We start from the raw sequence: 20,119 nt of genomic DNA, 5'->3' as shown, positions 1-20,119 counted from the left end.
CGCCGGGGGAGGCGGCGGACGCTGCGAAAATGGCACTCTTCCCACGACGATTGTGAACAGCCGGAGTACTTTTTCCCGATACGCGGAGACGTGGTTGACGCTCACGCCTCATGAAAGTAAGTTTCATCCGTGGCGAAGAGTGCGAAGATTTCTGCGAGTCACGAGCCCGGTGGACTGATCGTCCACATCAGTGGCCTGCTCCCCTCGCTGTCGCCCGCCGAGCAGCGGGTGGCCCGCCTGGTCGTCGCCGATCCGGCGGACGCCGCCCGGCGCACGATCACCGACCTCGCCACCGCCGCCGAGACCTCGGAGGCGACAGTCATCCGGTTCTGCCGCTCCGTCGGCATGGACGGCTATCCCCAGCTGCGCATCCGGCTCGCCGCCGAGGCCGCCCGCCGGGTCGAGCCGCCCGACGCCCGGGTGGTCGGCGGCGACATCCCGCCCGGAGCCGACCTGGCCCAGATCATCGCGACCATCGCGTTCAACGACGCCCGCGCCGTCGAGGAGACGGCGGAGCAGTTGGACCCGGCGGTCTGCGAGCAGGTCGTGGAGGCGATCGTCGGCGCCGGCCGGATCGACGTGTACGGCGCGGGCGCGAGCGGCTTCGTCGCCTCCGACTTCCAGCAGAAGCTGCACCGGATCGGCCGCACGGCCTTCTACTTCCCCGACGTGCACACCGCGCTCACCTCGGCGGCCCTGCTCGGCCGGGGCGACGTCGCGGTGGGCATCTCGCACACCGGCACCACGTCGGACGTGATCGAGGTGCTGGAGCAGGCCCGGTCCCGGGGCGCCGTGACGGTGGCGCTGACCAACTTCCCCAGGTCACCGATCACGGAGGTCGCCGACTTCGTGCTCACCACAGCCGCCCGCGAGACCACCTACCGCTCCGGCGCGATGGCCAGCCGCCTCGCCCAGCTCACTGTCGTCGACTGCCTCTTCGTCGGGGTGGCCGCCCGCAACCGCGCCCGGGCCCGCCGGGCGTTGGAGGCGACCGCCGAGGCGGTCCAGACCCACCGGGTCGGCGCCGGCCGGAGGCGGGCATGACCGCCAACCGGGTGGAGCCCGGCGAGATGGCCGCCACGCCGGCCCGCCCGGTCGTGCGCGTGGGCGCGCCCACCGAGCGGCGCAACCCGCTCAGCGCCGACCTCGACCTGATGTCGACCCGGGACGTGCTCACCGTGATCAACGAGGCGGACCGGCGGGTGCCCGCCGCCGTCGCGGCCGTCCTCGACGAGATCGCCGCCACCGTCGACCTCGCGGTCGCCGCGCTGCGCGGCGGGAGCCGGGTGCACTACTTCGGCGCCGGCACCTCCGGCCGGCTCGGCGTGCTGGACGCCGCCGAACTGGCCCCCACCTTCAACTCCCCCCGGCACTGGTTCTGCGCCCATCTCGCCGGCGGCCCGGACGCGATGTGGCGGGCCGTCGAGGACGCCGAGGACGACGAACGGGGCGGCGCGGCCGAGGCGGCCGACTGCGTCCGGGAGGGCGACCTGGTGGTCGGTCTGGCCGCGAGCGGGCGCACGCCGTACGTTCTCGGGGCGCTCGCCGGGTCCCGGGCCCAGGGCGCCTCGACGGTGCTGCTGTGCGCCAACCCGGAGGCGGAGGCCGCGTCGTCGGTGGACGTCTTCATCGGCGTGGACACCGGGCCCGAGGTCGTGACCGGGTCGACCCGGATGAAGGCGGGCACCGCGCAGAAGCTGGTGCTCAACACGTTCTCCACCGCCGTGATGGTGCGCCTCGGCCGGGTCTACTCGAACCTCATGATCGACGTGGTGGCCACGAACGCGAAGCTCCGTGGCCGGATGATCTCGATTCTGATGGAGGCCACCGGCTGCGCCGAGGAGGCCTGCCGGAGCGCCCTGCAGGAGGCCGACGGCGACCTGAAGACCGCCCTCGTCTCGCTCGTCTCCGGCGCCGGTGTCCCGGCGGCCAGGGTCGCCCTGGCCCGCTCCGCCGACCACGTGCGCGGCGCCCTCGCCCTGCTCGCCCCCGGACCGGCGGCGCCCTCCGCCCTGCCCACCCCCTGACCCCGGCTCCGCGGGGCCGCCCCGGCGGAGCTTCGTACGCCGGCCGGGGCCGTCCAGCGCCGCCCACCGGGTGCATCCGTGACGGCTGTCACGCCTCGCGTACGGTGACCCTGGTCACGATGTGGGCGGGACGGGACTGCGCGGCCGGTGCGGATTGTTCAACCGGGGCGAGGGTATTCCGTATCCATGAATGAACCCACCGGTCCGCCGGCGCGTGTTTGCTGGTGACAGGGATCGCAGTCCGGCGGTGACGCGGGTCGCTGCGCCGCCCGGGTCGGCGGTGGTGCCATGCCTGGGGGGCGTCGATCCGCCGACCCGTTCGTGGTGCCCAGCGCCGAGCCACCCGACGGCTGCTGACAGCAAACATGGACCGGGCTCTCAGCTAGTACTCAGGCATTCGTGACACTTTCGACTCACGACATGGAATCCCCGACGCGTCTCATCTGTTGTGCAGGTGTCAGGTCAGCACCGGAGGGCACAGCGGAAGTTACGGGGGAGGGCTGATGGACGTGGGGATGGCAAGGAACCGGGCAACCGGCGCGAGCGAGGGGACCGTGGGCAACGTGGACAAGAACATCGGCATGCGAACCGACGAGGTGGCCGAGGAGCGCGACCTGGTCGGAGTCTACCTTCACGAGATCTCCCGGACGCCGCTGCTGGACGCCGCCACCGAGGTCGACCTCTCCAAGACGATCGAGGCGGGCCTCTACGCCGAGCACCTGCTCGACACCGGCCGCGTTCCCGCCGGCGTCGAGCGGGAGGAACTGGAGCGGCTGGTCGCCGAGGGGGAGCGGGCGAAGGACCTCTTCATCCGCGCCAACCTGCGCCTGGTCGTCTCCATCGCCCGGCGCTACGTGCGCTCGGGGATGCCCATGCTCGACCTGATCCAGGAGGGCAACACCGGCCTGGTCCGGGCGGTCGAGAAGTTCGACTACGAGCGGGGCTTCAAGTTCTCCACCTACGCGACCTGGTGGATCCGGCAGGCGATCAGCCGGGCGATCGCCCAGCAGGAGCGCACGGTGCGGCTGCCCGTGCACCTGGTCGAGGACGTCAACCGGATGCGCAACATGGCCCGTCAGCTCACCCGCGAGCTGGGCAGCGACCCGGAGCCGGAGCAGATCGCGGCGGCTCTGGGCGTCACCGTCGAACGGGTCAACGAGCTGGTCCGCTGGTCGCAGGACACGGTGTCGCTGGACACCCCGGTCGGCGACGACGGCGACACCAACCTCGGCGACCTGGTCGCCGACAGCGACGCCCCGTCGCCCGAGGACATCGTCCTCACCGGGCTGGAGCGGCAGCGCATCGAGGGCCTGCTCAACCACCTCGACGACCGGTCGGCCGGCATCATGCGGGCCCGGTACGGCCTCGAGGACGGGCGGGAGCACTCGCTGACCGAGGTCGCCTCGCGCTTCTCGCTGTCGCGGGAGCGGATCCGGCAGCTGGAGATCCAGGCGCTGGGCCGGCTGCGCGAGCTGGCCCGGGCCGAGGGGCTCCAGGCCGCCTGAGCCGGCGGCAGGGCTGCGAGCAGCCCGGCCCGGCGACAATGACGGCGAACGGCCGGCGTCCTCCGACAGGGGACGCCGGCCGTTCGCCGTGCCCGGGGCCCGTCAGCGGACCCGGCCGTACCCGTACGGTCTCATCAGATCGACGTCCCGCTTCTCCACGTTCCGGCCGAAGGTCGGGGCGTGGATCACCTGCCCGCCGCCGACGTAGAGCGCGACGTGCCCGAGGTTGCTGTAGAAGACGAGGTCGCCCGGGCGCAGTTGGCTGCGGCTGATGTGGCTGACCGCGCCCCACTGCATGCGGGCGTTGTGCGGCAGCGACTTGCCGGCGGCCCGCCAGGCGGCCAGGGTGAGGCCGGAACAGTCGTAGCCGTTGGGGCCCTCCGCGGCCCAGACGTACGGCTTGCCGAGGGCGCCGTACGCGTACCGGACCGCAGCTCCGGCCCGACCCGAGACGGCGGGCGCGTCCCCGCCCGACCGCGCCCGCGGGGCGGGCGGCTCCGTGGCCCGCCCGTACGCCTCCCGGCGCATCTTGTACAGCTCGGCCAGGTCCTTCTCGATCCGCTGCCGGGTGGCGGCGAGCTGCCGCGCCTGTGCGGCCTGCCTGGCCAGCGTCGTGTCGAGCCGGGTCTTCTGGTCGACCAGCCGGCGCTGGCTCTCGGTGAAGCCGGCGATGCGCTCCTGGCGCTGCCGGGTGAGCTGGTCGAGGGTGCCCAGCCGGTCCAGCAGGGTGCCGGGATCGCCCGGACCGAGCAGCGCGTTGGCGGCCTCCAACCGGCCCGTCTTGTACGCCGTGACGGCGATCTGGCCGACGTCCGCCCGGCTCCGCGCGGCCTGTTGCTCCAGCGGCCCGAGCCGGGCCGCCAGCGCCGCCGCGGCGGACTTGTTCGCCTTCATGTCCTCGGTGAGCTTGTTGTAGGACTCGACGACCCGTTCCAGCTCGGTCGAGGACTTCTCGATCCGCCGCGTCAGCTCGGCGGGCGACGGCTCGGCTCGAGCCACCGACGCCGGGGCGACCAGCACGGCCGAGACGCCGGCCGCCACCAAGGCGCGCAGCAGATTCCTGACACACGACAAGGGCGGAGGGCTCCTCTCCACGGCCCGCCGGGCGACGCTCGCCGCGACGGCACCGGCACCGGGGCTGCCCGGGTGGACAGCGCTCGGCCGGTTCCGGCCCGCCCAACCTATCCCGGGACGGGAGTGACCCGCAGGTGAAGCAGGGACGAAAGAGGTGGAACCGACCGGATGTTTCGCGAGTGGCTGTCACGTTCGGTAGTCGACCACTGGTGCGGCTGTGACCGTGGCTGGGTGGGATGCGCCGAGACGGGCGATCGGCCGCTTTCGTCGTTCTGGGCGGATGCTGCCGGGGCACCGGGTGCGATAGCGTGATAAGCCGGAATTGGCGGTGGTTTGCGGGCGCCGGCCGGCGCCGCCGAGGGCCGCCACGCGCTGCAAAATGCACGCCTGGGCTGGCGCGACGGCAAGAGAATGAACGTGAAAGCCGGGAATCCCGTCGGCGTCGATGGGCACCCACGGGGACCGCGCCCGGCGCCTCAGCCGTCGGAGGCAGCCATGACCAGAAATGGCTCCGCTACCCGCCCGCCCCGGTCACCGAGGGTGACCCCAGTGCCCCCGATCCTGCTCTACTCCCGGCCCGGCATTCTCGTCACGGCGGACCGGTTCACCGTCGGCAGCACCACCTGGCAGGTCGCCGACATCACCCACCTGCACACCACCCGCGGGCCGCACGACCGGCTCGCCGTCCGGGCCGTGGCGGCGACCGCCACCGTGATCGCCGGCATCGGGGTGGTGCTCGGCTTCATCGGCGGCCTGGAACGGCTCACCGCCCGGGCGTACCTGGCCCTCGGGGTGGTGGTCCTGCTGCCCGTGCTGCTCGCCGCGCTCGGCGACCGCTGGCGCCCGCCCCCGTACGAGCTGTGGGGCTGGTACCGCGGCGTGGAGGTGCTGCTGTTCAGCAGCGACGACGAGCGCCAGTTCGGGCAGGTCAGCCGCGCCGTGCGGCGGGCCCGGGAGGGCCTGCGGTACGGCGGCTGGGGCGACCCGCCCGCCGCCGACCTCTGGCGCCCGGACCGCTGACCCACCCGGTCGACCGGGCGGCCAGCCCGGCGACCTCGGCGCGCGGGCCGACCCCGCCCTCCAGCCGGTCGCTCAGCCGGCGACCGGCTCCGGGGTGCGGGCCCGCTCCGGGGCGGCCCAGCGGCTGACCTTCCGCTCGGCGTAGAAGGAGACGAAGGGCACGGTGCCGGCGAGCATCACCAGCAGCATCCGCTTGAGCGGCCAGTCCGCGCGGCGGGACAGGTCGAACGTCGCGGCCAGGTAGAGCATGTAGAGCCAGCCGTGCGCCGTGCCGACGACCGCGACCACGGTCGGCCGGTCGAAGCCGTACTTCAGCGGCATGCCGATCAGGACCAGCACGGCCAGCGCCACGCCCACGATCCAGGCGATCACGCGGTACCGGGTAAGGGCTCCGCCCACCGTCGTCCGTCCTTCCGAGCCCGGCGTCGGCCGGGGTAGTCGCGAACCCGGCGTCAACCGGGGTAGTCACCGGGCCGGGCGCCCGGGTTGGCGTTCAACCATCGCAGGTAGCGGTTGTAGGCGGCCAGGTCGGCGTCCTCGGCGTCGTCCGCCGGCGCCGCCGGCACCCGGACCCGCACCGGTCGACGTACCCCTGGGGGGGCCGCGGGGGACGGCGCGGTCGCGGCGGCCTCGGCTTCGCCCGCGGCGGGGGTCGCCTCGTCGGCGGCCGGGGGCCGCAGGGCGTGGCGCAGCTCACGCCACCAGACGTAGCACACGAACGCGGCGAAGACCGGCCACTCCACGGCGTAGCCCCAGCTCAGCGTGTTGCCGTCGGCGGCCCGGCTGACCTGCCACCAGCCGAGGCCGAGAAACCCCACCACCAGCACGACCATGGCCACGTGGCGGGCGATCCACGCCGGTGTCCAGAGCCGCTTCATGCCTACGAGGGTACCGGGGCCGGCGGCGCTCTCCGACGCGGTGTCGTAGTTGCACGGGGTTTGGTGGCACCGGCTCTGGGCATCCGTCTAGACGCCAGCCCAGACGAGACGAGGGGGCGACGATGACCGAATCGGTACGGTGGAGCGCCGGTACGACGGACGCCAGCCCGGAGCAGCGGGTGCCCGAGTGGGACGGCGACCACCTTCACGACATGTCCACGGACGCCGCGGCCGGCGACGTCGAGCTGGGGATCGACCCCGCGGAGTTGGCCGACGAGGACCTGATCCGCGAGATGCACAGCCTGCACCGCACCCGCCTCGACACCCTGCGGCACGCGACCGACTCGGCGCTGGCCAACCACCTGCGCCGCACGGCCGAGCTGGAGACCGAGTACCTCGCCCGGTATCCCGGGCGTGAGATCGACCCCAACCGCCTCCGGGACGAGTGATGCGGCACCACGCCGAGCGCGGGATGTCCGCGCCGCCCGAGGTCGTCTTCAACACGGCGACCGACCCCGACCGCGCGGCGGCGTGGCTGCCCGAGGCGCTCCGGACCGACGGCGGCAGCCGCCCCGACGTCAGCACGGGGCAGATGCGGGCCCGGTGGGCCAGCGAGTCCTCCCCCGGCTGGTCGGCCGAGATCCAGGTGGAACCGGTCGACGCCGGGGGTGCCCGGGTGACCCTGGACCTGGCCGGCGGGTCCGTCCAGGACGCGGGGCTGGCCGACGAGACCCTCGCCAACCTGGCCCGCGAGGTGGACGACAACCTGACCGCGGGCTGAGCCGCCGTTCACCGCCCCCTGCGACGCGCGGGTTCCCTGAGACGACGAGGAGACCGGGTTGACCCAGAGCACCCTGAAACAGAAGGTGGCGCGGCTGCGCCAGGCGTACGCGCCGCACGAGCACCGCCCGCTGGGGGGCTACCTGGCGGCGATGGGCACGTACGCGGGGGTGACCGCCTCGATCGCCGCGCTGGCCAAGGCGACCGGCCGACCCGTACCGGAACGGCCCGCCGCCGCGGACGTGGTGCTGCTCGGCATCGCCACCCACAAACTGAGCCGGCTGCTGTCCAAGGACGCCGTCACCAGCCCGCTGCGCGCCCCCTTCACCCGCTACGACCGCCCGACCGGCAGCGGCGAGGTGATGGAGCAGGTCAGGGACTCCGGCAGCTCCACCCGGCACGCCATCGGCGAGCTGCTCAGCTGCCCGTTCTGCCTGGCCGTGTGGGTCGCCACCGGCCTCACGGGCGGCCTCGTGCTGGCCCCCCGGCTGACCCGGCTGGTGGCCACCGCGCTGACCGCGGTGGCCGCGTCCGACTTCCTCCAGATGGGCTACGCGGTGGCGCAGCGGGCCGCCGAGGGTGGTCGCCAGGACTGACGTCTGGCGGGCCGCACGGGGCCCGCGGGTCTGCACGGGGCCCGCGGGACTCAGGGTCGCACGGCGCACGCGGGTCTGCGGGTCCTGCGGGACTCAGGGGCGCACGGCGCACGCGGGTCTCGGGCGCTGCACGGGCCCCGGCTCGGGCCGCAGGGGTCCGGCGGGCCTCAGGGTTGCATGCCGGACCAGCCGTGCGGCGACTCCGGCTCGCGGTCGTCCTCGTCCTCGCCGGTGATCACGTCCCGCGCCACCGCCGTCCGGTCGTGCTCGTTGGCGAAGTCCGGGTCGGGCGTGGCGTCCCGGCCCGCCGGCGGCTGCCCGAGCGCCGCGACGTGCTCCGGGCGCTGCTCCTCGCGATCGGTCATCTCGCTGTCCTCTCCGTCGGGGCCGTGCGGGCCCGGGCCGCCTGTTGCTCGCGACGCGCCCGCAGCGCGGCTCCCGGCCCGGCCGCTGTTCGGAGTGCCGACAGCGCGGCTCCCGGCCCGGCCGCTGTTTCCGGCAACGCGGCTCACGTCACCGTCCCGCCAAGCTGGTCGGCCACCTCGTCCACCGCGTACTCGCCCTCGGGAAGGGCGGCGATCCGGGTGAGCAGCGCCGCGGGCAGCTCGGCGGCGACCGCCCGGCGGTAGATCGTCGCCTGGCTGATCCGCTCCTGACCGTGGTAGATGTCGTCGAGCAGCTCGTCCAGTGGCCGGCTGTCCGGCTCGTCGCCCGCCTCCGGGCCCGCGGGCGCGTCCGTCGCCGCGGCATTCGTCACGGCCGCGTCGGGCACGCCCCGGCCGGGCGCGGTGCGCTCGGTTCCCGGCCCGTCGGTGATGGCCTCGTCGCTCATGACGACCAGCTACCCGGGCCGGAAACGGTCAAACGTCACCCGGCCCGCCATGCCCCCGCAGGATGTGACGCGCGTCACTGATCACCCCGGAACAGCCGGGTGCTCGCCGCGGTTGTGTGGGGTGTCGGTGTGCCCAGTGTCCCCGGGCCTCACCTGAAATCGCCTTCGCGGAATACCGTCCGGCTGGAGCCGCGTCGCGCCACGCGCCGAGAGGCGACCTGCACACCGACACCCAGCGGCGCCCCCGGCCTTCCGGCCGGGGGCGCCGCTGCATTCCCCCGACCCCACCCCACCCCCCACCCCCACCCCCCACCCCACCCCGCCCCGGCCCACCCGTCGGTCCGCGACGATCAAGAAGTTTGCGTCAGAAGGGGAGTCGGAACTCGACGCAAACCTCTTGATCGCCGAGCTGGCCGACGGCACGGAGGTGCGCTCGCGCTACCTCGTCGGCCAGGGGGGAAGGGGGGTGGGTGGAGGGGGTGGGGGGTGGGGGGAGGGGTGCGGGTGGGGTGGGGTGGGGGTGGGGGTGGGGGTGGGTGGGTCGGGGTTAGGCGGGGGTGGTCAGGGCCGGGGTGCGGCGGCGGGCGCGGACGGCAGTCGCCAGGTCGTCCAGCACCTCCGCCGTCGTGTCCCAGCCGATGCAGGCATCCGTGATGGAGCGGCCGTACTCCAGCTCCCGGGTCGGGTCCAGGTCCTGCCGCCCGGGGAGCAGGAAGCTCTCCAGCATGATGCCGACGATGCCGCGCTGGCCGGCGGCGAGCTGAGCCGCGACGTCGGCGGCGACCAGCGGCTGACGGCGGTGGTCCTTGCCGCTGTTGTCGTGGCTGGCGTCGACCACCACGCGCTCCGGCAGCCCGGCCGACCCGAGCTGCTCCAGCGCCGCCGCGACGGAGTCCGCGTCGTAGTTCGGGCCGCCCCGGCCGCCGCGCAGGACCAGGTGACCGTCGGCGTTGCCCCGGGTGTGCATGATCGCCGGGGTGCCGGAGACGTCGATGCCGGGAAAGACGTGCGGGACGCCGGCCGCCCGGATCGCGTCCACCGCCGTCGTGATGCTGCCGTCGGGACGGTTCTTCATTCCGATCGGCATGGACAGGCCCGAGGCGAGCTGCCGGTGCACCTGGCTTTCCACCGTCCGAGCACCGATCGCGCCCCAGCCGACCGTGTCGGCGATGTACTGCGGGGTGATCGGGTCGAGGAACTCGCAGCCCACCGGGAGGCCGAGGCGCAGCACGTCCAGCAGCAGCGCCCGCGCCGTACGCAGGCCGGTGTTCACGTCGCCGGAGCCGTCCAGCCCGGGATCGTTGATCAGGCCCTTCCAGCCGACGGTGGAGCGCGGCTTCTCGAAGTAGACCCGCATCACGATCAGCAGGTCGTCGGCGAGCCTGTCGGCCGCCGCGCGCAGCCGCCGCGCGTAGTCGAGGGCGGCGGCCGGGTCGTGCACGGAGCAGGGGCCGACCACCACGAGCAGGCGGTCGTCGGCGCGGTCCAGCACGCGGCCGACCGCGCGCCGGCCGTCGAGCACCGTCGCGGCGAGCGGTGCCTCCAGGGGCAGGTCGTGGTGGAGCAGGGCAGGGGTGGTCAACGGCACGACGCGGTCGATCCGCTGGTCGATGACCCGGTCGGGGGTCGTCACGATGGGTTCCTTCCGCCGACCGCGCCCGGGGCCGGCGCCCGGGGTCGAGCCGGCTGCTCGTACGCAAAAGGCAGGGGCTCGCCCTGCCTGTGCCGGCTCGAAGAGGAGTGACGTCAGATCATGGTGAGGTCACCGGCTCCTCCAGCCGGCTGCCTAAACCATCGATACGACCGCGTCACGCCGGTCAGCCTACCCGACGCGACGGCGGTGCTCACCCAGTCGTGGGGAAAGTCTCGCCTCACGTTCACCTTCATCGATGGCGCAGTCGGTAGCGTCGGCACCACACACCGCCGACGCCGGGAGGTCGGGATGGACCGTCGTACGCTGCTGCTCGCCACCGTCGCGGGAGGGACCGCCGCCGTCTCGGGCAGCCTCTGGTCCGCCGTCGCGTCGGCCGCACCGGCCCAGCCCGGCCCGAGCCCGTACGGGCCGCTGGGCGCCGCCGACGCCAACGGCATCCAGTTGCCGGCCGGGTTCACCAGCCGCGTGATCGCCCGCTCCCGGCAGGCGGTGGCCGGCACCTCGTACACCTGGCACGACGCGCCCGACGGCGGCGCCTGCTTCCCCGCCGGCACCGGCTGGATCTACGTCTCGAACTCCGAGATCAGCCCGGGCGGCGGGGCGTCGGCGGGAGCTGGGCGCGGGTGCCGGATCCGGACGGCTCGCCGACGTACACCCGGCAGCAGGTCTCGGGGGCGAAGGTGTTCAACGGCGGCGAGGGCTGCTGGTACGCCGACGGGACCTGCTGGTTCACCACCAAGGGCGACAACCGGGTCTGGGCGTACGACGCGGTGAACCAGCGGATCGACCTGGCGTACGACGACTCGTTGGTGACCGGCGGCGCCGCGCCGCTGACCGGCGTGGACAACATCACCGGGGCCCGTTCCGGCGACCTCTTCGTGGCGGAGCACGGCGGGAACATGGAAATCACCCCGACCGGCGTCGTCACGCCGTTCCTGAGGAGCACCGGGCAGGGCTCCTCGGAGATCACCGGCCCGGCGTTCGCCCCGGACGGCACCCGGCTCTACTTCTCCTCCCAGCGCGGCACCTCGGGCTCGTCCTCGGGCGGCATCACCTACGAGGTGCGCGGCCCGTTCCGCTGAGCCGGGGAGCTGCGCGGCCCGTTCCGCTGAGCCGGGGAGGTGCGCGGCCCGTTCCGCTGAGCCGGGGAGCTGCGCGGCCCGGTGCGCTCAGCCCGAGGAGGCGGGGCTGCCCAGGCCTGAGGAGGCGGTGCTGCCCGGGCCTGAGGAGACGGTGCTGCCCGGGCCCGAGGAGGCGGTGCTGCCCAGGCCCGACGGGGCGGGGCCGTTCCGCGGCGCCCCGGACCGGGTACAGGAGGCGGCATGAGCGAGCGTAGCGACCGAATCGGCCAGCTCAGCGCCATGACTCGTGATGGCGCCGAGCGCAGCGAGGGGACGGTATGAGTCACGACCAGAGCGACCAGGACCGGGTGGAGTCACGCGCCCACCTGTTGCCCGAGGAAGCTGCCGTCGGCAGCGAGGACCCGCAGGCCCAGGCCGACGCCATCCTCACCGAGTCGGACATCCGGGAGGACGTGAACCTCGCCCCGGACACGGTGCTGGAACGGCGTACCTCCGAGGAGGCGGCGACCGTGGTGCCGGAGCGGCGTACCTCCGAGGGGGCGGCGATCCCGGACGAGCCGCCGGACTGAGCGCGGCGGCGGGCCGCCCGGCCGCGGGACCACGCGGCCGGGCGGTCCGGGCCGTGGCGGCCGGCTCGTCACCTTTCGGCCCGCGCGATCGGATAGCGTCGGGCCATGCCCGACAGCGGTTACCCCTGGCCGATCGAGACGACCCGACTGGACAACGGCCTGCGCGTGGTGGTGAGCGAGGACCGCGCCGCCCCGGCGGTGGCGGTGAACCTCTGGTACGACGTGGGCTCCCGCCACGAGCCGGAGGGACAGACGGGCTTCGCCCACCTCTTCGAGCACCTGATGTTCGAGGGGTCGGTGAACGTGGCGAAGACCGAGCACATGAAGTTCGTCCAGGGCGCGGGCGGCTCGCTCAACGCCACCACCAACCCCGACCGGACGAACTACTTCGAGACCCTGCCGGCCGAGCACCTGGAGTTGGCGCTCTGGCTGGAGGCCGACCGGATGGGCGGCCTGGTGCCGGCGCTGACCCAGGAGACGCTGGACAACCAGCGCGAGGTGGTCAAGAACGAGCGTCGCCAGCGCTACGAGAACGTCCCGTACGGCGACGCGTGGCTGCGGCTGCTGCCGCTGCTCTACCCGCCGGGTCACCCGTACCACCACGCGACGATCGGGTCGATGGCCGACCTGGACGCCGCCGACCTCGCCACGTTCCAGGGCTTCCACCGGACGTACTACGCGCCGAACAACGCCGTGCTCACTGTCGTCGGCGACACCACGGCGACCGAGGTGTTCGCGCTCGCCGACAAGTACTTCGGGGCCATCCCGGCCCGGGAGGACATCCCCGCCGCGCCCGACGGGCGGCACGTTCCGGCCACCGGCGAGCCGGCCCGGGAGACCGTGACCGCCGCCGTGCCCGCCCCCCGCGTGTTCGTCGCGCACCGCACCCACCCGTTCGGCACCCCCGGGTACGACGTCGCCACCGTGCTCGCCGCCATGCTGGGCAGCGGCCGGGGCAGCCGCCTCTACCAGCGGCTCGCCGACGGCGAGCGGATCGCCCAGCCCGACCTCGTCGCCGCGTACGGGGTGGACCTCGCGTACGCCCCCGCGCCGCTGGTCGTCACCGCCACCGCCCGGCCCGGGGTGACCGCCGAGCGGCTCGAAGCCGGGGTGGCCGAGGTGGTCGACGAGCTGGTCACGGTCCCCGTGACGGCCACCGAGCTGGACCGGGCCAAGGCGCTGCTCACCACGGCCTGGTGGCGGCAGATGTCCACCGTCGACGGTCGGGCCGACACCCTCGGCCGCTACGCCACCCTGTTCGGTGACCCGGCGAAGGCCGCCGAACGGCTGCCCGCCTGGCTCGCCGTGACCGCCGACCAGATCGCCGAGCTGGCCGCCGAGGTCCTGCGCCCCGAGGACCGGGTGACCCTGACCTACCTGCCGGAGGAGAACTCGTGAGCCTCATCGCCGACCGTCCCGGGCCGGGGCTGGCCCGGCCGTACCGGTTTCCCCAGGTGGTCCGGCGGACCGTCGCCGGCGGCCCGGTCGTCGCCGCGCACCTGCCCGGGCAGAATCTCGCCGTGGCGCTGCTGCTGCTCGACGCCGGCGCCGGGCGGGAGCCCGTCGGCAAGGAGGGGCTCGGCGCCGTGCTAACCAAGGCGCTGGAGGAGGGCACCGCGCAGCGGGACGCCGCCGCGTACGCGCTTGCCCTGGAGGGGCTCGGTACCGAGCTGGTGACCGGGCTGGACTGGGACTCGTTCCAGGTGAGCGTCCAGGTGCCGGTGGACCGGCTGGGCGCCGCCGTGGAGTTGCTGGCGGAGGCCGTCCGCACGCCCAGGATGGACCCGGGCGACGTGCGCCGGGTCCGCGACGACGAGGCGACCGCGCTGCGGATGGACTGGGCGAACCCGGGCCCCCGCGCCGACGCGGTGCTGCGCGCGGACCTGTTCGGCGCCGAGAACCGCTGGGGCCGGCCGATGTACGGCGACCCGGACTCGGTCGCCGGCCTGGACGTCGAGGACGTCACCGTCTTCCATTCCGAGTGGTTCCTCCGCCCGGGCACCCTGATCATCGCCGGCGACCTGGAGCGGATCGACCTGGACGCGCTCGGCGCGGCGGCCTTCGCGGGTACGGGCGGCGGCCCGGCCGAGCGGGGCGGCCCGATCGAGGTCCCGCCGCACGCGCAGCGACGGATCATCCTGGTCGACCGGCCGGGGTCGGTGCAGTCCACGCTGCGGCTGGGGCACCCGTCCCCGCACCGGGCACACCCGGACCACGTACCGACGACCCTGGCGGGGACGGTGCTCGGTGGGGCCTTCACCTCCCGCCTGAACCACCTGATCCGCGAGGTGCACGGCTACACGTACGGCATCCGGGGCGACTTCGCCTCGTCCCGCCGGTTCGGCCGGTTCGCGGTCAGTTCCGCCGTGCAGACGGCCGTCACCGCGCCGGCGCTGGTCGAGGCGGTGGGCGAGATCAGCCGTACGCAGGCCGGCGGGGTGAACGAGGACGAGCTGGCGGTGGCCCGCTCCTGGCGGGCCGGGCAGCTCTCGGTCGAGCTGCAGAGTCCCCGGTCGATCGCCTCGGCCCTGACCACGCTGGTCGTGCACGATCTGCCGGACGACTACCACGCCCGGCTGCGCGAGGCGCTGCTCGCCGCCGACGTGGCCGACGTCTCGGCGGCGGCCGCCGCCCACCTGCACCCGGAGTCGCTGACCCTGGTGGTCGAGGGCGACGCCGCGGTGATCCGCGACGACCTCACCGCCACGGGCCTGGGCGAGGTCGTCAACCCCCCACCCCTCTAACCCCCACCCCACCCCACCCCGCCCCCAACCCCAACCCCACCCCCACCCCCACCCCCACCCCGCGCTCCGTCAGCCCCGGTGATCAAGAGGTTTGTGTCCTGTTCGATCTCCGATCTGACGCAAATCTCTTGATCACCGGAAGCGGACGGGGCGGCGGGGCAGCTGGGACCGGGGTGTGATTCGCGTCGCGTTCGGGGGTGCGGCGCGGTGGGGGCGGGGTGCGGATGCTGCGGCGGGGCGGGGGATCGGCCGGGGATCTTCCGTCCCGGGCGGGTCCGGCGGGCGGTCTTGCCGCGGGTGGGCAGGTCGGGCGGGGTCGGGTCCGGGCCCGGGCGGTGGGAAAGCGTTCCCGGTCGGGCCGTGCGGCTGGGTAGCCTCGCGGACATGAGGATCGGCATTGTGGGAGCCACCGGGCAGGTCGGTGGCGTGATGCGGCAGGTGCTGGCGGAACGGGAGTTCCCGGCGGAGCAGGTGCGACTGTTCGCCTCCGCCCGGTCGGCGGGGCGAACCCTGCCGTGGCGGGACGGCGAGGTGACCGTCGAGGACGCCACCACCGCCGACTACTCCGGGCTGGACATCGTGCTCTTTTCCGCCGGAAAGGGCACGGCCAGGGAGTTGGCGCCCCGCGTCGCCGCGGCCGGCGCGGTCGTCATCGACAACTCGTCGGCGTTCCGGATGGACCCGGACGTCCCGCTGGTCGTCGCCGAGGTCAACCCGCACGCGGCCGCCCGCCGCCCCAAGGGCATCATCGCCAACCCGAACTGCACCACGATGGCCGCGATGCCGGTGCTGCGCCCGCTGCACGCCGAGGCCGGCCTGACCGGGCTGGTCGTCTCGACGTACCAGGCGGTCTCCGGTGCCGGCCTGGCCGGCGTGGCCGAGCTGGACGAGCAGGTCCGCAAGGTGGCCGAACAGGCCGCCGGGCTGACCTTCGACGGCGCGGCGGTGGAGTTCCCGGCGCCCCGGGTGTTCTCCCGGCCGATCGCGTTCAACGTGCTGCCGCTCGCCGGCTCGGTCGTCGACGACGGCTCCGAGGAGACCGACGAGGAGCAGAAGCTGCGCAACGAGAGCCGCAAGATCCTGGAGATCCCCGGGCTCAAGGTGTCCGGCACCTGCGTCCGGGTACCGGTCTTCACCGGCCACTCGCTCCAGATCAACGCCCGGTTCGCCCGGCCGATCACTCCGCAGCGGGCCCGCGAGCTGCTCGACGGGGCCCCCGGGGTGGCGCTGTCCGACGTGCCGACGCCGCTGGACGCCGCCGGGCAGGACCCGACGTACGTGGGCCGGATCCGGGCCGACGAGACGGTGGAGCACGGGCTCGCCCTGTTCTGCTCCAACGACAACCTGCGCAAGGGTGCCGCGCTGAACGCGGTGCAGATCGCCGAGCTGGTCGCCGCCGCCCGCTGACCCGCCCTGCGCCGGGGGTTGGGCGCCCGGATTCACGAAAAGTGGCTGTTCCGTGTCGGACAGCCACTTTTCGGTGCATCTGCGCGGACGCGCCGGGCTGGCGGGCCGGGCGGGTGGGCGTCGTGCCGGTCGGCGCGGGCTGCGTCGGGTTGGATGGAGGCGACACCCACGACGCGAGGCGGAGGCGCAGATGACGGACGAGACCGAGCGGCAGGCCCTGACCGACGTGGTCGCCGGCCGGTGGCTGGGCGTGCTGGCGACCATCAAGCGGGACGGCCGGCCGCAACTGTCGAACGTGGTCTACTCCTTCGACCGGGAGCGGATGCTGATCCGGGTTTCGGTGACCGACGGGCGGGCGAAGACGGCCAACCTGCGCCGCGACCCCCGGGCCAGCTTCCATGCGAGCAGCGACGACGGTTGGTCGTACGCGGTCGCCGAGGCGCGCGCCGAGCTGACCCCGGTCGCCGAGCGTCCGGACGCCCCGACGGTCGAGGAACTCGTCGTGCTCTACCGGGCCGTGCAGGGCGAACACCCGGACTGGGACGACTTCCGGGCCGCGATGGTGGCCGAGCGCCGGCTGGTGCTGCGGCTGCACGTCGAGCGCCTCTACGGCATGCCCCCGCGCGGCTGACCGGCCTGCCTGCCCCGCGCCCCGCCCCGGCGCGCGTTACCCCGCCCCGAGGGGCGGGTAGACGGCGGTGCCGACACCGAAAGGGGAGCACCATGACAACGGTCGGAGAGTTCATGACGACCCGGTTGGTGACGATGGACGGCAACGACTCGCTCACGGCCGCGGCGCAGGAGATGCGCGACAGCGCCATCGGCGACGTGGTGGTGACCGACGGCGACAACGTGGTCGGCATCGTCACGGACCGGGACATCACGGTCCGGGCCGTGGCCCAGAGCATGGACCCCGGCACGACCAGGCTCAACCAGATCATCAGCCGCGACGTGGTGACGGTGAGCCAGAACGACGACGCGGTGGCCGCCGCGGACCTCATGCGCACGTACGCCGTACGCCGCCTGCCGGTGGTCGACGACGGCCGGCTGGTCGGCCTGGTCTCGATGGGCGACCTCGCGGTCGAGCGGGAGCCGCAGTCGGTGCTGGCGGACATCAGCGCCGACGACCCCAACAACTGACCGTCCGCCGCGGCGCGCCGGCCCCCGCACCGAGGGGGCCGGCGTCGCCTGTCCTGCGCGCGGCGCGGCCGCCGGGACCGGCCTGCCTCGCCGGACGGCGGCGCTCGCGGTGTCCCCACGGCTCACCCGATCCGGGCGAGGTTGACCCCGTGCCCGGCGGGGACCCTCCTGACTGCGTCGGACGCCGCGATCGACGGGAGGGGGCGACCCGATGACGGAAGCGACCACGCGGTTCTTCGAGGGGCTGAACCGGCGGGGGTACGAGCCGCTGCTGGCCAAGACCTCCGGGACCCTGCGTTTCGACCTGTGCGAGGGGGCGCAGACCACGCACTGGCTCCTGGCGATCGACCGGGGGAACCTGCGGGTGAGCCAGGAGAACCGGGAGGCGGACACGATCGTCGCGACCTGCCCGGAACTGTTGGACCTGCTCGCCTCCGGCCGGGAGGACGGCATCGCGGCCTGGCTGCGCGGGGACATGACGGTGACCGGTGACGCCCGGCTGGTGGTGCAGGTGGAGCGGCTGTTTCCCGGGCCGCCGGACAGCCACGGGCCGCGCCGGATCTTCGAGAGGGAGGCGCGCTGATGGCGGATACCAACACGGTCCGGATCCTGGACGGCAGTACCTTCGTGGTCTCCGAGGACACCGGCGACATCGAGGCGACGCCGAGCGAGCCGACGGGCCTGTTCTCGCTCGACACCCGGTTCCTGTCCCGCTGGGTGCTGACGGTCAACGGGCAGCGGCTCAACGCCCTGTCCTACGACGACCTCCAGTACTACGAGGCGCGGTTCTTCCTGGTGCCCGGCATGGCGACCCACTACGTCGACGCGAAGCTGTCGATCATCCGCGAGCGCATCGTCTGCGGCAGCTTCCACGAGCAGTTGACCATCCTCAACCACGACGAGAAGCCGGTCGACCTGGAGATCCGGATGGACGCCGGCTCCGACTTCGCCGACCTGTTCCAGGTCAAGGACGAGATCGTGAACAAGAAGGGGGAGATCTACAGCGAGGTCGAGCCGGGCCGGCTGCGGCTGGGCTACCGGCGGGGCAACTTCAAGCGGGAGACGATCATCACCTCGTCGCAACCCGCCCGGTACGACCGCGACGGCTTCGCGTACACGCTCCACCTGGAGCCGAACGAGCGGTGGGTGGCCGACATCGACGTGCGGACGTACGCGCTGGGCCCGGGCGGGCGGGACCTGCGGATAGGGCTGCGGGCGCATGGCAGCAGCGAGCGGCTGGCACTGGAGCGCGACCTGCAGGAGTGGATCGCCAACGCGCCGAAGGTGAACGCCGAGTGCGAGCACCTGGGCCGGACGTACAAGCGCAGCCTTATCGACCTGGCGGCGCTGCGCTTCTCGCCGCTGTCGCTCGGCGGGGCGACGCTGCCGGCGGCGGGCCTGCCATGGTTCATGACGATGTTCGGCCGGGACAGCATCCTCACCTGCCTCCAGGTGCTGCCGTTCGCCCCAACCCTGTCCAGTACGACGCTGCGCATCCTCGCCTCCCTGCAGGGCACCCGGTTCGACGACTTCCGGGACGAGGACCCGGGCCGGATCCTGCACGAGATGCGGTACGGCGAGACCGCCGCGTTCGAGGAGCAGCCGCACTCGCCGTACTACGGGACGGCGGACGCCACCCCGCTGTTCGTGGTGCTGCTCGACGAGTACGAGAAGTGGACCGGGGACGAGGCGCTGGTCAGGGAGCTGGAACGGGAGTGCCGGGCCGCGCTGAGGTGGATCGACGACTACGCCGACCTGGTGGGCAACGGCTACATCTGGTACGAGCGGCGCAACACCGACACCGGCCTGGAGAACCAGTGCTGGAAGGACTCGTGGGACTCGCTGTCGTACCGGGACGGCCGGCTGCCCGGCTATCCCCGGGCCACCTGTGAGCTGCAGGGGTACGCGTACGACGCGAAGGTCCGGGCGGCGCGGCTCGCCCGGGAGTTCTGGCGGGACCCGGCGTACGCCGAGCAGTTGGAGCGGGAGGCGGCGGAGCTGAAGGAGCGGTTCAACCGGGACTGGTGGGTCGAGGACGGGGAGTACTACGCCCTCGCGCTGGACCCGGAGGGCCGCCACCTGGACGTGCTCAGCTCGAACATCGGCCACCTGCTGTGGAGCGGCATCGTCGACGACGCCCGGGCCGAGAAGATCGCGCGGCACCTGGTGGGGCCGAGGCTGTTCTCCGGCTGGGGCGTGCGGACGCTGGCCGAGGGGGAGGTCCGCTACAACCCGATCGGCTACCACAACGGCACGATCTGGCCGTTCGACAACTCGTTCATCGCCTGGGGCCTGCGCCGGTACGGGTTCGCCGAGGAGGCCGCCACGATCGCCGACGGCATCATCGCCGCCGCCCAGTACTTCGACGGCCGGCTGCCGGAGGCGTTCGGCGGGTATCCGCGGGAGCTGACGAAGTTCCCGGTGGAGTATCCGACGGCGTGCAGCCCGCAGGCCTGGTCGACGGGTACGCCGATGCTGCTGCTGCGCACGATGCTCGGCCTCGAGCCGCACGAGGGTCACCTGGGGGTGGAGCCGCGCCTGCCGGTCGGCATGGGCCGGATCGAGGTGCTGGACATCCCGGGCCGCTGGGGCAGGTTGGACGCCTTCGCCCGCGGCCGGCTCGACCTGCACCAACTGGCCGCCTGAGCCGCCCCCGCCGCCGGCGTCGCCAGTGCCGCCGACTCCGGCGGCGGGGGCCCGGACCGGTCGCCCTCCCGCGCGGTGGGCGACCGGTCCACCCGTACGCCGGGCCGTCGCCCCGTGCCGGCCCCGCTGCCGTGTCACGGCCCCGTTGCCGCGTCACGGCCCTGT

Annotated in this window: 21 protein-coding genes and 1 pseudogene; 16 read left to right on the top strand and 6 right to left on the bottom strand. The window is 73.7% G+C overall.

The window, feature by feature from the left end; translation table 11 throughout:
- The first annotated feature begins 129 nt into the window (after positions 1-129).
- The 3 genes from JD77_RS05675 to JD77_RS05665 all read left to right on the top strand — a co-directional run bounded on the left by JD77_RS05675 (position 130) and on the right by JD77_RS05665 (position 3,532).
- Positions 130-1,044 carry a MurR/RpiR family transcriptional regulator gene (locus tag JD77_RS05675; RefSeq protein WP_145773344.1) on the top strand — a complete coding sequence of 305 codons (915 nt, stop codon included), beginning with the start codon at positions 130-132 and terminating at the stop codon, positions 1,042-1,044.
- Complete coding sequence (gene murQ / locus JD77_RS05670) at positions 1,041-2,027, top strand: N-acetylmuramic acid 6-phosphate etherase (RefSeq protein ID WP_145773343.1); 987 nt, start codon at positions 1,041-1,043, stop codon at positions 2,025-2,027. The genes JD77_RS05675 and murQ overlap by 4 nt, the downstream gene beginning before the upstream one ends.
- 515 nt (positions 2,028-2,542) lie before the next feature.
- Complete coding sequence (locus tag JD77_RS05665; RefSeq protein WP_211372780.1) at positions 2,543-3,532, top strand: sigma-70 family RNA polymerase sigma factor; 990 nt, start codon at positions 2,543-2,545, stop codon at positions 3,530-3,532.
- A gap of 102 nt (positions 3,533-3,634) precedes the next feature.
- On the opposite strand, the gene JD77_RS05660 is transcribed toward JD77_RS05665, so the two are convergent.
- Positions 3,635-4,606, bottom strand: a complete 972-nt coding sequence (locus JD77_RS05660) for a C40 family peptidase (protein ID WP_145773341.1) — start codon at positions 4,604-4,606, stop codon at positions 3,635-3,637.
- 549 nt (positions 4,607-5,155) lie between these two features.
- Here JD77_RS05660 and JD77_RS05655 point away from each other — a divergent pair.
- The gene (locus JD77_RS05655) at positions 5,156-5,626 is read left to right on the top strand and encodes a DUF6232 family protein (RefSeq protein ID WP_246140539.1); all 471 of its coding nucleotides are present in this window, start codon (positions 5,156-5,158) and stop codon (positions 5,624-5,626) included.
- A 72-nt stretch (positions 5,627-5,698) separates the two neighbouring features.
- Here JD77_RS05655 and JD77_RS05650 read toward each other — a convergent pair whose 3' ends face one another.
- Complete coding sequence (locus JD77_RS05650) at positions 5,699-6,025, bottom strand: DUF3817 domain-containing protein (RefSeq protein WP_145773339.1); 327 nt, start codon at positions 6,023-6,025, stop codon at positions 5,699-5,701.
- Between the two features lie 53 nt (positions 6,026-6,078).
- Positions 6,079-6,504 (bottom strand): hypothetical protein, encoded by a 426-nt coding sequence (locus tag JD77_RS05645; protein ID WP_145773338.1) that lies wholly within the window; start codon positions 6,502-6,504, stop codon positions 6,079-6,081.
- 122 nt (positions 6,505-6,626) lie between these two features.
- Between JD77_RS05645 and JD77_RS05640 the strand changes: the two genes are divergently transcribed.
- From JD77_RS05640 to JD77_RS05630, 3 genes are read left to right on the top strand one after another with little or no spacing between them, the layout of a single operon-like run.
- The gene (locus JD77_RS05640; RefSeq protein ID WP_145773337.1) at positions 6,627-6,953 is read left to right on the top strand and encodes a DUF6158 family protein; all 327 of its coding nucleotides are present in this window, start codon (positions 6,627-6,629) and stop codon (positions 6,951-6,953) included.
- Positions 6,953-7,285, top strand: coding sequence for a hypothetical protein (locus JD77_RS05635; RefSeq protein ID WP_145773336.1), 333 nt, complete (start codon positions 6,953-6,955; stop codon positions 7,283-7,285). Before JD77_RS05640 ends, JD77_RS05635 begins: the two co-directional genes overlap by 1 nt.
- 58 nt (positions 7,286-7,343) lie before the next feature.
- The gene (locus JD77_RS05630; RefSeq protein WP_145773335.1) at positions 7,344-7,880 is read left to right on the top strand and encodes a DUF1360 domain-containing protein; all 537 of its coding nucleotides are present in this window, start codon (positions 7,344-7,346) and stop codon (positions 7,878-7,880) included.
- A gap of 167 nt (positions 7,881-8,047) precedes the next feature.
- On the opposite strand, the gene JD77_RS05625 is transcribed toward JD77_RS05630, so the two are convergent.
- The 3 genes from JD77_RS05625 to JD77_RS05610 form a co-directional block, all read right to left on the bottom strand.
- On the bottom strand, positions 8,048-8,245 hold the full coding sequence (locus JD77_RS05625) for a hypothetical protein (protein WP_145773334.1): 198 nt from the start codon (positions 8,243-8,245) through the stop codon (positions 8,048-8,050).
- A 143-nt stretch (positions 8,246-8,388) separates the two neighbouring features.
- Positions 8,389-8,637: a hypothetical protein gene (locus tag JD77_RS05620; protein ID WP_145777435.1), complete on the bottom strand. Its 249-nt coding sequence runs from the start codon at positions 8,635-8,637 to the stop codon at positions 8,389-8,391.
- A gap of 622 nt (positions 8,638-9,259) precedes the next feature.
- Positions 9,260-10,345 carry a 3-deoxy-7-phosphoheptulonate synthase gene (locus tag JD77_RS05610; RefSeq protein WP_211372496.1) on the bottom strand — a complete coding sequence of 362 codons (1,086 nt, stop codon included), beginning with the start codon at positions 10,343-10,345 and terminating at the stop codon, positions 9,260-9,262.
- Between the two features lie 309 nt (positions 10,346-10,654).
- Between JD77_RS05610 and JD77_RS05605 the strand changes: the two are divergent.
- From JD77_RS05605 to JD77_RS05555, 9 genes and pseudogenes are all read left to right on the top strand, one after another.
- A pseudogene (locus tag JD77_RS05605) lies at positions 10,655-11,448 on the top strand (hypothetical protein).
- Positions 11,449-11,765: 317 nt separating this feature from the next.
- Positions 11,766-12,017, top strand: a complete 252-nt coding sequence (locus tag JD77_RS05595; protein ID WP_246140538.1) for a hypothetical protein — start codon at positions 11,766-11,768, stop codon at positions 12,015-12,017.
- A 105-nt stretch (positions 12,018-12,122) separates the two neighbouring features.
- The gene (locus JD77_RS05590) at positions 12,123-13,415 is read left to right on the top strand and encodes a M16 family metallopeptidase (RefSeq protein WP_145773330.1); all 1,293 of its coding nucleotides are present in this window, start codon (positions 12,123-12,125) and stop codon (positions 13,413-13,415) included.
- Positions 13,412-14,761, top strand: a complete 1,350-nt coding sequence (locus JD77_RS05585; RefSeq protein ID WP_145773329.1) for a M16 family metallopeptidase — start codon at positions 13,412-13,414, stop codon at positions 14,759-14,761. Before JD77_RS05590 ends, JD77_RS05585 begins: the two co-directional genes overlap by 4 nt.
- Before the next feature lie 384 nt (positions 14,762-15,145).
- Positions 15,146-16,168: an aspartate-semialdehyde dehydrogenase gene (locus tag JD77_RS05575; RefSeq protein ID WP_145773328.1), complete on the top strand. Its 1,023-nt coding sequence runs from the start codon at positions 15,146-15,148 to the stop codon at positions 16,166-16,168.
- 190 nt (positions 16,169-16,358) lie between these two features.
- Complete coding sequence (locus JD77_RS05570; protein ID WP_145773327.1) at positions 16,359-16,799, top strand: PPOX class F420-dependent oxidoreductase; 441 nt, start codon at positions 16,359-16,361, stop codon at positions 16,797-16,799.
- Between the two features lie 92 nt (positions 16,800-16,891).
- Complete coding sequence (locus tag JD77_RS05565; RefSeq protein WP_145773326.1) at positions 16,892-17,308, top strand: CBS domain-containing protein; 417 nt, start codon at positions 16,892-16,894, stop codon at positions 17,306-17,308.
- A 211-nt stretch (positions 17,309-17,519) separates the two neighbouring features.
- On the top strand, positions 17,520-17,891 hold the full coding sequence (locus tag JD77_RS05560; RefSeq protein WP_145773325.1) for an SCP2 sterol-binding domain-containing protein: 372 nt from the start codon (positions 17,520-17,522) through the stop codon (positions 17,889-17,891).
- Positions 17,891-19,954 (top strand): amylo-alpha-1,6-glucosidase, encoded by a 2,064-nt coding sequence (locus JD77_RS05555; RefSeq protein ID WP_145773324.1) that lies wholly within the window; start codon positions 17,891-17,893, stop codon positions 19,952-19,954. Before JD77_RS05560 ends, JD77_RS05555 begins: the two co-directional genes overlap by 1 nt.
- Positions 19,955-20,119: the final 165 nt, after the last annotated feature.

Origin of the sequence: Micromonospora olivasterospora (assembly GCF_007830265.1) — a bacterium.
GTDB classification, from domain to species: domain Bacteria; phylum Actinomycetota; class Actinomycetes; order Mycobacteriales; family Micromonosporaceae; genus Micromonospora; species Micromonospora olivasterospora.
Note: the sequence above shows the minus strand (reverse complement) of the source record. Positions and strands in the feature narration are given on the sequence as shown.

Bases quoted from the DNA above. Each gene is read 5' to 3' on its own strand.
- JD77_RS05595 (WP_246140538.1), top strand. From the start codon at position 11,766: ATGAGTCACGACCAGAGCGACCAGGACCGGGTGGAGTCACGCGCCCAC.
- JD77_RS05570 (WP_145773327.1), top strand. From the start codon at position 16,359: ATGACGGACGAGACCGAGCGGCAGGCCCTGACCGACGTGGTCGCCGGC.
- murQ (WP_145773343.1), top strand. From the start codon at position 1,041: ATGACCGCCAACCGGGTGGAGCCCGGCGAGATGGCCGCCACGCCGGCC.
- JD77_RS05575 (WP_145773328.1), top strand. From the start codon at position 15,146: ATGAGGATCGGCATTGTGGGAGCCACCGGGCAGGTCGGTGGCGTGATG.
- JD77_RS05560 (WP_145773325.1), top strand. From the start codon at position 17,520: ATGACGGAAGCGACCACGCGGTTCTTCGAGGGGCTGAACCGGCGGGGG.
- JD77_RS05645 (WP_145773338.1), bottom strand. From the start codon at position 6,504: ATGAAGCGGCTCTGGACACCGGCGTGGATCGCCCGCCACGTGGCCATG.
- JD77_RS05635 (WP_145773336.1), top strand. From the start codon at position 6,953: ATGCGGCACCACGCCGAGCGCGGGATGTCCGCGCCGCCCGAGGTCGTC.
- JD77_RS05565 (WP_145773326.1), top strand. From the start codon at position 16,892: ATGACAACGGTCGGAGAGTTCATGACGACCCGGTTGGTGACGATGGAC.
- JD77_RS05640 (WP_145773337.1), top strand. From the start codon at position 6,627: ATGACCGAATCGGTACGGTGGAGCGCCGGTACGACGGACGCCAGCCCG.
- JD77_RS05665 (WP_211372780.1), top strand. From the start codon at position 2,543: ATGGCAAGGAACCGGGCAACCGGCGCGAGCGAGGGGACCGTGGGCAAC.
- JD77_RS05625 (WP_145773334.1), bottom strand. From the start codon at position 8,245: ATGACCGATCGCGAGGAGCAGCGCCCGGAGCACGTCGCGGCGCTCGGG.
- JD77_RS05590 (WP_145773330.1), top strand. From the start codon at position 12,123: ATGCCCGACAGCGGTTACCCCTGGCCGATCGAGACGACCCGACTGGAC.
- JD77_RS05555 (WP_145773324.1), top strand. From the start codon at position 17,891: ATGGCGGATACCAACACGGTCCGGATCCTGGACGGCAGTACCTTCGTG.